A 12,820-nucleotide genomic window follows, 5' to 3' on the forward strand; every position below is an offset into this window, starting at 1 on the left:
TGGTTCGTACCGGGGTCAGTAGCTCAGCACGCCGGGGTGGCCCGGTTCGCCCCGGAAGTCCGACGGTGCGCCCACCGACCGGACGATGTCGAGCAGTTCGTCGTACACGCCGGGTCCGCCGGCGAGCACCGAATCGGAGGCCGTGTGCCACTCGGCACCAGCGAGATCGGTGACGCGGCCACCACCGGCGATCACCAGTGCGGCGCCGGCGGCGTTGTCCCACGGGTGATGTCCGAAGACGACGGCTCCGCCGAAGACACCCGTGGCGGTGTATGCGAGGTCCACTCCGGTGGAACCGAACTGGCGCACGCGCGCCACCCGCCGCGAGACCTCACCGAGGATCGCGAAGCGGTAGTCGCCCGGGAAGTGCCCGTTGCTCCCGCGGCTGAAGCTGCCGACGGCGATCATCGAATCGACGAGCGACTTGTGGGCGAGCGGAGGGACCGCGACACCCCGGTTGTGCACCTGCCCGGCGACGTGCCCGGAGATCGAGTCGCCGACGAGTGGGAACCAGGCGAGTCCGGCGACGGGACGGCCGTCGTGGACCAGTCCCAGCAGCGTGCCGGTCGCGGGGAATCCCGCCGAGTAGTTGAACGTGCCGTCGATCGGATCGAGGATCCACACCGTGCCCTCGTCCACCGGCGGTCCGCCGAACTCCTCGCCGTGCACGGGGATTCCGGTGGCGTCGGCGATCTCGCCGGTGATGCGGCGTTCGAGTTCGAGATCGAGATCGGTGGCGAAGTCCGCCGGACCCTTGGTGACCGATGCGGGAGCACCGACACCTTCGATGAACCGCGGGGAGATCCCGTCGAGGACGGCCCCCGCGGCAGCGAGCAGGCGGTCGGGGTCACCGGTGAATCCGGTGGGGAGGGCCGCCACTAGCGGGACACCGCCGCCAGCGCCTCGGGCAGGGTGAATCGCCCCGCGTACAAGGCCTTGCCGACGATCGCGCTGTCCACACCGCGGTCGACGAGGGTGGCGATCGCCTCGAGGTCCGCGAGGGCGGAGATGCCGCCGGAGGCGACGATCGGTGCCGGGGTCGCCTCGGCCACGGCGGCCAACAGGTCGAGGTTCGGCCCGGTGAGGGTGCCGTCCTTGGAGACGTCCGTGACCACGTACCGCGAGCAGCCGTCCCGGTCGAGGCGGGCGAGCACCTCCCACAGATCGCCGCCGTCGGTGACCCAGCCGCGGCCGCGCAGCCGCCACTGGCCGTCGATCTGCTTGACGTCCAGGCCGACGGCGATCTTGTCGCCGTGCTCGGCGATCGCGCGGGCGCACCACTCGGGGTTCTCGATCGCGGCGGTGCCCAGGTTCACCCGGGCGCAACCGGTGGCGAGCGCGGCCGCCAGCGAGTCGTCGTCCCGGATGCCGCCGGACAGCTCGACCTTGACATCGAGCTCGTCGATCACACCGGCCAGCAGCTCGCGGTTCGAGCCCTTACCGAAGGCGGCGTCGAGGTCCACGAGGTGCACCCACTGCGCACCGTCGTTCTGCCAGGCGAGGGCGGCGTCGCGCGGCGATCCGTAGGAGGTCTCGCTGCCGGCCTCCCCCTGGACCAGGCGCACGGCCTGACCGTCGGCGACATCGACTGCGGGAAGAAGTACCAAGCTCACGGGGACAGCCTAGTCGGTGCGGTCACGCGGTTATTCGTCGTCCTCGTCGTGCCGGTCGGTGACCGGCGACCCCTCCGCGGCCCGCCGGACCATGCGGGTGGACACGAGGCCCATCGCGGCGACGGCGCCCACCAGTCCGGCGCCGACGATGAGCAGGCTCACCGCCGGGCTCGGGCGGAGCACGTTGAGCAGGAGGGTCGCGAGGCCGAGGACGACGACGGCGGAGCCCATCGAGAACAGGGCGAGGCGGCCGATCGACAAATCCCGCTTGCCCGTCACAGCACGCCGACCCAGTTGCGCAGCAGGGTCGCTCCGGCGTCCCCGCTCTTCTCGGGGTGGAACTGCGTGGCCCACAGCGGGCCGTTCTCGACGGCGGCCACGAAGCGTCCGCCGTGATCGGCCCAGGTGACCTTGGGGGCGGCGATGTGGTGGCTGATGTCCAGCTCCCACTTCTGCACCGCGTAGGAGTGGACGAAGTAGAAGCGGGTGTCGGCGTCGGTTCCGGCGAACAGCCGAGAGCCCTCCGGGGCCTCGACGGTGTTCCAGCCCATGTGCGGCACGACGTCGGCCTGGAGCCGCTCGACGGTGCCCGGCCACTCCCCGCAGCCCTCGGTCTCCACGCCGAACTCGATGCCCTTGTCGAACAGGATCTGCATTCCCACGCAGATGCCCATCACCGGACGGCCACCGGCGAGCCGTTCGCCGATGATCCGGTCGCCGTGGACCGCCTTGAGCCCGGCCATGCACGCCTCGTAGGCACCGACGCCCGGCACCAGGAGACCGTCCGCCTCCACCGCGATCTTCGGGTCGGCGGTCACCGTGACCTCGGCCCCGGCCCGCTCCATCGCGCGGTGCGCGGACCGGATGTTGCCGGAGCCGTAGTCGAGGATCGCCACCTTCTTCATGGCCACCAGCCTAATCGGCAGCCAGATCGGACCACACCGGAGTATTGCGCTCGAGAAGAGCCAGCCCGCTGCTACTAGACATGGGGCACCAGCGCTGCTGGTCAGTCGGGCCTTTATCCATGTACACAAGCACCGGACAAGCACGCTCCTAGCGAACCGTACGAGGATGGCGACGTGACACGACGACCAATGGCAATCCGCCTCCTCGCACTTGCCCTGGCTTGCTCGGCCTCCGCCGCATGCTCGACCGAGATTGCGGGGTCGCCCGCACCGAAGACGTCGGTCGCCCCCATCGACACTGGCGGGTACAACACCGTGCCGCGACCGGTCATCAACGGCAGCAAGGCATCTCAGTTCATTCTCGCGGGCAACTTCATTGGTGAACGAATTGTCTCCGCAGTGGACATCGATCCGAGACTGAGGTTTCGAACCGGGTACAACGGCGCGATGCTTGCCCCAACCGCCACACTCGACGCACAAGCAACAGACATGGTCGTGCGCAATGGATTCCTCTACGGATTCCGCTCTACCAGTACGTCCGGAACATCCGAGATCGTGACGGTCGAACTCTGGCAGACCACCGGCGCTGAGGCCGCGCAAACGATGACCGACAAGCTGCGTACTTATGTGGGCGGACGGAACCTGGCTCCGACGGCGAAATACATGATACCCGTGCGGGATACGACCCGGCCCGAAGCTGCACAGTCCGCCATTGAGGCCGTGACATCAGTCGGGTCGATCGTCGTGTACGTCAGCGCAATCGTCGATCACACTTCAGGAGGCCGTCGCGTGGTGGAGCAAGCGATCGATCGACAGGTGGAAGCGCTGCAATCGTTCACCGCACCCGACGAGCGAACCGCGCTGGCACTGGCGCCCGACAGAGACAGCATCGTCTCCTACACGGTTCGCAGAGAGGCCGCCCAATCCAATGAGGGCTACCGAGACGACGGCTACCGATCCGGCAGGCTTCAGGCGCTCCTCGAGGAGGACACCGCGGCAACCCAGGCGGCCTTCCTCCGGACCGGGACAGACCTTGCCGCCACCGGGATGAACACGGTCTACCGCACGCGCAGTGAGGCAGCTGCCAAAGAACTCCGAGACCACTTCTTCGAGGAGATCACACTAAAAGGCCCCATACTCCAGTTCCGGACCACTGTTCCGAACGTGCCGGAATCCGCTTGTCGAACTTTTCAGACGACATCGGCGGAAATAACCGGGGCAGCCTGCGTGGTTTCGCGCGGGAGGTACGTCTCCGTGGTCTACGTCAACCACCTGGAGCAGGCGAGGCAAGTCACCGCAGCTGCCTACGCCGTTCTCGGCCATGCTCGCTAGCCGGCAGAACCGACGCGATCAGGATTCGCGGGCGCCGATTAGTGCGTCCGAGATGATCCCCGTGGCGCGCTTGAGGGCGGGCACGGCGCGGTCGACGAAGTCGTCGCCGAGCCGGGGCACCGGACCGGAGATGCCGACGGCCATCGGCGTGGGCGCGCCGGGAACCGCCATCGCGTAGCACCGCACACCGAGTTCCTGCTCCTCGTCGTCGATCGCGAAGCCCTGGCTGCGCACCTTTTCGACTTCGGCGAAGACGCCGGAGAGCGTGCTCACGCTGTTCGGGGTGGGGGCGGGGATCCCGGCCTGCGAGACCAGCTTGACCACGCGTGCGTCGTCGAGCTCGGCGAGTACCGCTTTGCCCACGCCGCTGTTGTGCAGGTTCACCCGCCGGCCCGCCTCGTTGTTGGTGCGCATGTTGTGGGGCGAGAGCACCTGGCCGGTGTAGATCACCATGTCGCCGTCGAGCACGGCGAGGCTCGCGGTCTCCTCCAACTCGTCGACCAGCGATTCCAGCACCGGCACGGCCACCGCACCCAGCTGCCGATTGGCGACCTCGCCGAGGCGGATGAGACGCGGTCCCAGCGCGTAGCGGCGATTGGGGAGCTGGCGGACGTAGCCGATGCCGACGAGGGTGCGCAGCAGTCGGTGGATCGTGGGCGGTGGCAGCGGCGTCCCGGCGGACAGTTCGCTGAGCGAGCACTCACCGCCCGCGCGCCCCATCAATTCCAGTAGTTCGAAGGCGCGCTCCACCGATTGCACGCCCGACGTGGACTTCGCCACCATCGCCCCTCCTCCGCAGCCGACGCCGATCATTCGTTCCGAGAAGACACTACGCGCAATCGCACACCAAATCGTTCCGTAATACGGAATCAATGCCGAACTCGCGCGCTTCTCAGTGGTTGTGCGGTGGCACACGCAGCACGTAAAGTCCGCACTACGGAATTGTTCTTCCATTGCTTTCTCGATCCGGAGGCCGCATGCCCGCACACTCCCTGTCCGACGCCGTCCTCGCGGCCGTCGACGAGCGCCTCGCTGAGACGGACGCGGCGCTGGCCCGCGACTACCCGGGCGACGACGGCCGGCGTCAGCCGGTGCACACCGTCTACCTGCCGGCGGATCGCTTCGCCGTTCACACGCCCCACCATTGGGGCGCCACGGCGCTCAGCGCTGCAGACGCGGCGGGCGGACTCGAGCAGCTGATCACCGACGCGGACATCGCGACCACCTCCGCGGAGACGCTGGCCGGGCTCGTGCGCGCCAAGCTGACGGCCGAGCCCATCGAAGACCTGCGGCTGGACTTCGAGGACGGGTACGGCGACCGCGGCGACGATGTGGAGGACGTCGATGTCACGCGGGCGGCGCAGGCTGTCGTCCACGCCCTCGCCGAGGGCACCGCGCCACCGTTCATCGGAATCCGGTTCAAGTGCATGGAGGCGGCCACCCGCGCTCGCGGCATCCGCACCCTGGACCTGTTCCTCACCGGCCTCCTCGACGGCGGCGACCTTCCCGCGGGACTGACCCTCACCCTCCCGAAGGTCACCAGCGTGGGGCAGGTGGAGGCGATGGTCGTGGTCGCGGAGCAGTTGGAGGCAGCGCTCGGCCTGCCGCCCGGCCGGCTCCGGTTCGAGGTCCAGGTGGAGACGCCGCAGGCGATCCTCGGTGCCGACGGCACCGCGCCCGTCGCCCGGTTCATCCACGCCGGCGACGGCCGGGTCAGTTCCCTGCACTACGGGACCTACGACTACTCGGCGTCGCTCGGCATCGCCGCGGCGTACCAGGCGATGGACCATCCTGCCGCCGACCACGCCAAGAACGTGATGCAGGTGGCGGTGGCCGGCACCGGCGTCCATCTGTCCGACGGATCGACCAACATCCTGCCCGTGGGCGCACCGGACCACGTGGCGCAGGCCTGGCGGCTGCACGCACGACTGGTTCGCCGGCACCTCGAGCGCGGCATCTACCAGGGATGGGACCTGCACCCGGCGCAGCTCGTGACGCGCTTCGCCGCCACCTATTCGTTCTACCGCGAGGGTTTCGCGCTCGCCGCGACCCGGCTGCGGAACTATGTGCACCGCACCGACTCCGGTTTCCTCGACGAGCCCGCGACCGCGCGCGCCCTCGCCTCGTTCATCGACCGCGGCCGCGTGTGCGGCGCCCTCACCACCGCCGAGGTCGAGGCGGCGACACAGATCCCCGTCGAGACCCTGCGCGCGATCGCGCTGAACCGCTCGCCCCAGTCCCAGGAGGAGAACCATGAGTGACGCCACGTACTACGCCCCGCAGGGCGGACTGCCCCCGCAGACCGATCTGCTCACCGACCGCGCCATCGTCACCGAGGCGTACACGGTGATCCCGCGCGGCGTGATGAGCGACATCGTGACCTCGGTGCTGCCCGAATGGACGAACACCCGCTCCTGGATCATCAACCGTCCCGTGGCGGGCGGAGCAACCACTTTCGCGCAGCTCATCGTGGAGGTCGGTCCCGGCGGCGGTGCCGACCGCCCGGAGCCGCAGCCCGAGGTCCAGGGTTTCGTCTTCGTCACCCAGGGCACGCTGACGGTGACCGTCGGCGGCGAGCGGCACGTGCTCACCGAGGGCGGTTTCGCGTACGCCCCCGCCGGAACGGACTGGAGCGCGACCAACGACGGCGGTGCCAACGCCGTCTTCGTCTGGATCCGCAAGCGCTACGAGCCGATCGCCGGGCACACGCCGAAGCCCGTCGCGGGCAACGAGAAGGACATCGAGCCCAGCGCGATGCCGGGCACCGACGGCCGGTGGCGCACCACCCGCATGCTCGATCCGACCGACCTCGCGTACGACATGCACTGCAACGTGGTCACCTTCGAGCCCGGCGCGTCGATCCCGTTCGCGGAGACGCACGTGATGGAGCACGGCCTGTACATGCTGGAGGGCAAGGCCGTGTACCACCTCAACGGAGACTGGGTGGAGGTGCAGGCGGGCGACTACCTCTCGCTGCGCGCCTTCTGTCCGCAGGCCTGCTACGCGGGCGGCCCGTCGAACTTCCGGTACCTGCTGTACAAGGACGTCAACCGGCAGATCGCGCTGTAGGCGAGGCCCGGCCGCCGCGCCCGGTTACGGGCGTGGGGCCAGGATCTGGGTGAGGTAGTCGGGGGTGCCCTCGATCCGCTGCAGGTGCGGGTACCGCAGTCCGTCGTGGTAATCGATCTCGACGGTCCGCGTCTGGTCGAAATCCTTCACCTGCAGGCGGATCGGGGCAGGGTTGGTCTTGGCCGCCTCGATCGCCGTCTGCATCGTGGCCTGGGAGTAGGCGGCGTCGTTGACCGACAGCACCGTCATCCCGGTACCGACCTTGGCCTTGAAGGCGGGACCGTTCCACCGGACATCGGTCACCTTGCCGGTCGCCGAGACGTTGAGGCCGATCGAGTAGGTGTAGTTGACCGCGCCCTGCGCCTCCTTCATCTGCGCGGCGAGGTAATCGCCCGGGTTGTTGTCGTACACCAGCTTCCACCCGGTCTTCTCGACGCTCGCCGCGAAGGGCTCCTTGCCGTCGAGACGATCGCGCAGGTACTTCGCCCAGTCGTCGGCGACCACACCGTTCAGCGCCGCGACCACCTTGTCGAAGTCGTAGGTGTTCTGCTTCTCCCACGTGCCGTTGTCGACACCGAAGAACGCGCGCGCGAAGTCGTCGAGCGACTTGGTGTTGCCCGACAGCTCGCGGATCCGTGCGTCCACGCCCAGCCACACGAGTTGCCCACCCTGGTAGTAGTCCTCGCTCAGCTGCCACGAGCGGTAGGGCTTCGCGCGGCGCTGCGCGATGATCGGATCGTTCGTGGTGTCCTGCAGGTTCCGCCAGCTCAGGCCCGGGCGGCCGTCGGTGTACGTGGCGACCACCGATGCCAGAGCGTCGCGGGAGACCTCGGCCGGCCGCAGTCCCGACCGACCGGTGAGCACGTTGCCCCAGTACTGGGTCTGCCCCTCGTACACCCACATGAGACTGTCCTGCATCGGGGTGTTGAAGTCCGGCGTCCACAGATCGGCGGGGCGCCGGAACTTCCCGTTCCACGAGTGGGTGTACTCGTGGCCCAGCAGATCGTCACTGCCGAGCGCGGGGTTCCAGCCGGTGAAGTAGTCGGTCGGCTGACCGTTCTCGCTGGACCGCTGGTGCTCCAATCCGTTGGAGCTGAGCTGATCCGACAGCGACAGCAGGAAGTCGTAGTGGTTGTAGTGCTCGGAACCGTAGAGCTTGACGGCCTGCTGCACCAGCGCCTTGTGCTGCTCGATGTGCTCGGGCTTGGCGTCGAGCTGTTCCGGGGCGTCCGCGAAGACCTGCAGCCGCACGGGGGTCTTCGCCCCCGGCGCCAGATCGATCTCGCGATGGAAGCGACCCGCGTACACCGGCGAATCGACGAGGGTGTCGAGCGGCACGGTCTGGTAATCGACGGTGTCGCCACGCTTGCCGGCGACGTCCAGCGCCGTTCCCGGCGTGAATCCCGGCGGATAGGTCACGCTCGCGGTGAACGGGATCTCACTCGCGGGCCGTCCCGCCGGGTACAGCAGCACCGCGTTCCACTGCAGGTTCAGCATGTTCGGCGTCATCACCACGCGACCCTGGGTGGAGTCGGTGGGGGTGAGGTACTGGAAGGCCGCATCGAGGGAGTCCACGCCCTCGGGCACCGTGACCTTGAACGCGTACACGTTGAGCGGGTCACGCTTCCAGTCCAGCCGCTTCCCGCCGCCGGAGAAGGTGATACCCGCGATCTTGTCGATCGGGCCGGCCGGCGAATGGTTGCCCGGAAGCCACTGCGGGAACAGCAGGGTCACCTCGCCCGAGCGGACCGGGATCGTCTGCTTCACGTCGATGATGCGCTGCGGCAGATTGGTGACGTCGACCGCCACCGAGATGGGCTTCTGTTCTCCCCCACCGTCTCCGCCCCGATCGGGCGTACCGCAGGACAGCACTCCCGCGAGGAGGACGACCACCATCGCGACGACACCGACAGGACGAATCTTGGACACCGGCACTCCCGACTCCCGCAGACAATTTCGTTGATCCTACGAAACAGCCACGGAGCCCGCCACCGGAACGGGTCGTGTTACCCGGTGATGGGCCAGCCGGTCACCGTCTTCGGACGGGGTGGTGCGTAGGTGCGCACCTTGGAGGTGGTCAGCCCCATCCGGACCAGACCCTCCGCGATGGTCACGGCGGCCCGCACTCCGTCGACGATCGGGACTCCCGTTGCGGCCGAGACCTTCTCCTCCAGCTCGGCCATACCGCCGCAGCCCAGGCAGATGACCTCGGCGTGATCGCGCTCCACGGCCTCGCGAGCCTGGGCCACGATCGCCTCGACTGCGCGCTCGGGTTCGGATTCCAGTTCCAGCACGCCGAGTCCCGATGCCCGCACCGAAGCGCACCGGGAGTCGAGCCCGGCCAGCTTGAGGCGGTCCTCGATGAGCGGGACCGTCCGGTCGAGCGTGGTGACCACGGAGTACTTGTGTCCCAGGTACATCGCCGTGGACGCGGCGGCCTCGGTGATGTCGACCACCGGGACGTCCAGGAGCTCCTGCAGCCCTTCCCGCCCGTGCTCGCCGTACCCGGCCTGGATGACTGCGTCGTAGGGCTCGGGGTACCGCGTCACGGCATCCATCACGGCGATCGCCGCGAGGTACGACTCGAAGTTCCCCTCGCAGGAATCGGCACCGAATCGCGGGGTGAGACCGACGATCTCGGTGCCCGGCGCGGCTGCGGATCGCGCCGATTCGGCGATCGCCGCGGTCATCGACGCGGTGGTGTTGACGTTGGCGACGAGGATGCGCATGGGTCCGATTCTCCTAGTGCTTGCTGGGGACGGCGATCTGCTCGCCGGAGACGTCCACGAACGGGCCCGTGCGATCGGCGACCAGCAGGTACACGATCGCACCGAGGCCGGCGCCGATGAACCAGGAGTAGTTCGAGACCACGTGGAAGGCCGGGACGAAGGCCATCAGGAGGGCGATGCCGGCGGTCGGGAGCAGCGCGAGGACCGCGCGAGAGTTCACGCCACGCTGGTAGTAGTACGGCGCATCCGGAAGATCGCAGTACAGGTCCGGCACGTTCACCTTGGACTTGCGGATGAGCCAGTAGTCCGCCATGACGATGCCGAACAGCGGGCCCAGGAGCGCTCCCAGGCCGCCGAGGAAGTAGGTGATCACGGCGGGCGAGTCGTACAGGTTCCACGGCAGGATGATCAGGCCGAGGACGCCGGAGACCAGTCCCGCACGGCGGAAGTCGAGCACCGTGGGGAACAGGTTCGACAGCGCGTAGATGGGGGCGACGAAGTTCGCCATGAGGTTCACGGCCACGGTGAGGACGAGGAGCGCCAGGCAGGCCAGCACCAGCAGGAAGGTGTTGGGCACCGTCTTGACGATGTCGGCGGGCGATTCGATCACCTGTCCGTTGATCTTGAACTGCGCCCCGGCGAGTGTCACCACGATCGCGCCGAACAGCAGCATGTTGAGCGGGATGCCCCAGAAGTTGCCGCGCACGATGGCCTTCTTCGAGGTGGCGTTGCGGGTGAAGTCGCAGAAGTTCAGGACGAAGGTGCCGTAGATCGCGACCCACAGGCTGGCGCCGCCCACGATCTGGAGCCACATGTCGAGGCCGGTCTTGGTCTCGGGCGTGGTCCACGCGATGGAATAGCCGGCCTTGGTGAACATCCAGATCGCCAGTGCCGCCATGGTGATCAGGATGACCGGCCCGGCGAAGGCCTCGTACTTGCGGATCATCTCCATGCCGTAGCTGACGATCACCAGCTGCACGGCCCACAGCACCAGGAAGGCGATCCATCCGAGCGTCGACAGGCCGAGGATGCTGTTCTGGTCGAGCGAATCGGCGCTCGGCCACACCGCGACGATCATGATCCGCAGCACCACCGAGGCCAGGTAGGTCTGGATGCCGAACCAGGCGATCGCGACGATGCCACGGATCAGCGCGGGGATCTGGGCGCCGCGGATGCCGAAGGAGATGCGGCTCATGACCGGGAATGGGATACCCGTCTTCTCCCCCATGAATCCCGAGAGGTTCAGCAGCAGGAACAGGAAGACACCGCCCAACAGCAGGGCGAGGAGGATCTGCCATCCGCCCAGTCCGAGCGCGAACAGTCCGATCGCGAAGGCGTAGTTGCCCAGGCTGTGCACGTCGTTGGCCCAGAGCGTGAAGATGTTGTAGGCGCCCCAGGTGCGGCCGGCGCGCTTGGTGGGTGCGAGATCGCGGTTGTACAGGCCGGAGCTGAGGCGGTTGAGCGCGTCCACGTCCGGGACGTGGTCGACGGTGTCCGTTCCGCCCAGGCGGATCGGGTCGGCCTCGGCGGCGCGCTGCGCGGGTGCGGGGTTGTCAGTCATGCTGGACCTTCGTTCGGTACTCAGGATCGCTCGCCCGGGTTGGATACTTCCGCCCTACGGAATCGCTATTCCACCTGTGCGGACAAGTAAGGCCCATTCAGTCGGCCCGTGTCAAGCCCCATGTCGCATGACGGAATATGATCGTCACACGACGGAAACCCGAGGCTTGACGAGTGTTGCAGGTCACACCTAGTCTTCTCGCTGGATGAGCGCAGGATTCCGCAGGACAGAACAGTTGAAGGAGCGCCTGCATGAGCACGGACACCCCCGAATTCGACCTGGTGGTGCGCGGCCGCCGGATCATCACGACCGCGGGCGTGGTCGCCCGCGAGATCGGCATCCGCGAGGGCCGGGTGGTCGCCATGGAGCCGCTGGGCAACGGCCTCGTCGGCCGCGAGACCATCGAGCTCACCTACGATCAGGTGATGATCCCCGGGCTCGTCGATACGCATGTGCACGTCAACGAGCCCGGCCGCACCGATTGGGAAGGGTTCGAGTCGGCGACGAAGGCGGCCGCCGCCGGCGGCGTCACCACCCTGGTGGACATGCCGCTCAACTCCATCCCGCCCACCGTCGACCGCGAGGCGCTGCGGCACAAGCGTGAGGTGGCCGGCCCCAAGGCGTACATCGACGTGGGCTTCTGGGGCGGTGCCGTGCCCGGCAACAAGGACCAGCTGCGCGGCCTGCACGACGACGGCGTGTTCGGCTTCAAATGCTTCCTGCTGCACTCCGGTGTCGACGAGTTCCCGCACCTCACGGCAGACGAGATGGAGGAGGACATGGCCGAACTGGCCACGTTCGACTCCCTGATGATCGTGCACGCCGAGGACTCGCGCGCCATCGATCACGCGCCCTCGGCCGAGGGCGCCGAGTACTCCCGCTTCCTCGCCTCCCGCCCGCGCGGCGCGGAGAACGTGGCGATCGCCGAGGTCATCGAGCGTGCCCGCTGGACCGGAGCGCGGGCACACATCCTGCACCTCTCGTCGTCGGACGCGCTGCCGATGATCGCCTCGGCGCGGCGCGACGGCGTGAAGCTCACGGTCGAGACCTGCCCCCACTACCTCACGCTGCTGGCCGAGGAGATCCCCAACGGCGCCACGGCGTTCAAGTGCTGCCCGCCTATCCGCGAGGCATCTAACCGGGAACTGCTCTGGCAGGGCCTGCTCGACGGAACCATCGACTGCATCGTCTCCGACCACTCCCCCTCGACCATCGATCTCAAGGACGTGGAGAACGGCGACTTCGGCGTGGCCTGGGGCGGCGTCGCCTCGTTGCAACTGGGCCTGCAGCTCATCTGGACCGAGGCCAAGAAGCGCGGGATCTCCCTCGAGCAGGTCCTCGAGTGGATGTCGGCGAATCCGGCGAAGCTGGCAGGGATGACCCGCAAGGGACGCATCGCGCTGGGCTTCGACGCCGATTTCGCGATCTTCGAACCCGAGGCCGCGCAGGTGGTGGACGTGCACCGACTGCACCACAAGAACGCCATCTCGCCCTACGACGGCCGGGCCCTCGCGGGTGTCGTCACCGGCACCTGGCTGCGCGGGCAGCGGGTCGACTTCGAGACCCCGCACGGCACCCTGCTGCGCCGCGGCGAGGCCTGAGCCACGGGCG

General features: G+C 68.1%; 12 protein-coding genes. 4 read left to right on the forward strand and 8 right to left on the reverse strand.

Going from position 1 to position 12,820, the window contains the following annotated elements; all coding sequences use genetic code 11:
- Window positions 1–15 precede the first annotated feature (15 nt).
- From ABD108_RS10785 to hisH, 4 genes are read right to left on the reverse strand one after another with little or no spacing between them, the layout of a single operon-like run.
- Window positions 16–879: an inositol monophosphatase family protein gene (locus ABD108_RS10785; protein WP_220658940.1), complete on the reverse strand. Its 864-nt coding sequence runs from the start codon at window positions 877–879 to the stop codon at window positions 16–18.
- A complete protein-coding gene (gene priA / locus ABD108_RS10790; RefSeq protein ID WP_343930272.1) occupies window positions 879–1,613 on the reverse strand; it encodes a bifunctional 1-(5-phosphoribosyl)-5-((5-phosphoribosylamino)methylideneamino)imidazole-4-carboxamide isomerase/phosphoribosylanthranilate isomerase PriA in 735 nt (244 codons plus the stop codon). Before priA ends, ABD108_RS10785 begins: the two co-directional genes overlap by 1 nt.
- A 30-nt stretch (window positions 1,614–1,643) precedes the next feature.
- Window positions 1,644–1,892, reverse strand: a complete 249-nt coding sequence (locus ABD108_RS10795; protein ID WP_220658942.1) for a hypothetical protein — start codon at window positions 1,890–1,892, stop codon at window positions 1,644–1,646.
- The gene (gene hisH, locus ABD108_RS10800) at window positions 1,889–2,518 is read right to left on the reverse strand and encodes an imidazole glycerol phosphate synthase subunit HisH (protein WP_374758720.1); all 630 of its coding nucleotides are present in this window, start codon (window positions 2,516–2,518) and stop codon (window positions 1,889–1,891) included. Before hisH ends, ABD108_RS10795 begins: the two co-directional genes overlap by 4 nt.
- 189 nt (window positions 2,519–2,707) lie before the next feature.
- Here hisH and ABD108_RS10805 point away from each other — a divergent pair, with 189 nt between their 5' ends.
- Complete coding sequence (locus ABD108_RS10805; RefSeq protein WP_343930273.1) at window positions 2,708–3,850, forward strand: DUF7373 family lipoprotein; 1,143 nt, start codon at window positions 2,708–2,710, stop codon at window positions 3,848–3,850.
- 18 nt (window positions 3,851–3,868) lie between these two features.
- On the opposite strand, the gene ABD108_RS10810 is transcribed toward ABD108_RS10805, so the two are convergent.
- Window positions 3,869–4,633: an IclR family transcriptional regulator gene (locus tag ABD108_RS10810; protein ID WP_220658945.1), complete on the reverse strand. Its 765-nt coding sequence runs from the start codon at window positions 4,631–4,633 to the stop codon at window positions 3,869–3,871.
- Window positions 4,634–4,827: 194 nt separating this feature from the next.
- On the opposite strand from ABD108_RS10810, the gene ABD108_RS10815 reads away from it, so the two are divergent.
- Together ABD108_RS10815 and ABD108_RS10820 are read left to right on the forward strand one after the other, a co-directional pair.
- Window positions 4,828–6,111 carry a DUF6986 family protein gene (locus ABD108_RS10815; protein WP_343930274.1) on the forward strand — a complete coding sequence of 428 codons (1,284 nt, stop codon included), beginning with the start codon at window positions 4,828–4,830 and terminating at the stop codon, window positions 6,109–6,111.
- A complete protein-coding gene (locus ABD108_RS10820; protein WP_343930275.1) occupies window positions 6,104–6,919 on the forward strand; it encodes a bifunctional allantoicase/(S)-ureidoglycine aminohydrolase in 816 nt (271 codons plus the stop codon). Before ABD108_RS10815 ends, ABD108_RS10820 begins: the two co-directional genes overlap by 8 nt.
- A gap of 24 nt (window positions 6,920–6,943) precedes the next feature.
- On the opposite strand, the gene ABD108_RS10825 is transcribed toward ABD108_RS10820, so the two are convergent.
- The 3 genes from ABD108_RS10825 to ABD108_RS10835 all read right to left on the reverse strand — a co-directional run bounded on the left by ABD108_RS10825 (window position 6,944) and on the right by ABD108_RS10835 (window position 11,209).
- On the reverse strand, window positions 6,944–8,848 hold the full coding sequence (locus tag ABD108_RS10825; protein ID WP_343930276.1) for a M61 family metallopeptidase: 1,905 nt from the start codon (window positions 8,846–8,848) through the stop codon (window positions 6,944–6,946).
- 77 nt (window positions 8,849–8,925) lie between these two features.
- The gene (locus ABD108_RS10830; protein ID WP_220658949.1) at window positions 8,926–9,648 is read right to left on the reverse strand and encodes an aspartate/glutamate racemase family protein; all 723 of its coding nucleotides are present in this window, start codon (window positions 9,646–9,648) and stop codon (window positions 8,926–8,928) included.
- A gap of 13 nt (window positions 9,649–9,661) precedes the next feature.
- On the reverse strand, window positions 9,662–11,209 hold the full coding sequence (locus tag ABD108_RS10835; protein ID WP_343930277.1) for an NCS1 family nucleobase:cation symporter-1: 1,548 nt from the start codon (window positions 11,207–11,209) through the stop codon (window positions 9,662–9,664).
- Between the two features lie 251 nt (window positions 11,210–11,460).
- Here ABD108_RS10835 and allB point away from each other — a divergent pair, with 251 nt between their 5' ends.
- The gene (gene allB, locus ABD108_RS10840) at window positions 11,461–12,810 is read left to right on the forward strand and encodes an allantoinase AllB (RefSeq protein ID WP_343930278.1); all 1,350 of its coding nucleotides are present in this window, start codon (window positions 11,461–11,463) and stop codon (window positions 12,808–12,810) included.
- The last annotated feature ends 10 nt before the right edge of the window (window positions 12,811–12,820 follow it).

It is taken from the genome of Tsukamurella strandjordii (genome assembly GCF_039525985.1).
GTDB lineage: Bacteria > Actinomycetota > Actinomycetes > Mycobacteriales > Mycobacteriaceae > Tsukamurella > Tsukamurella strandjordii.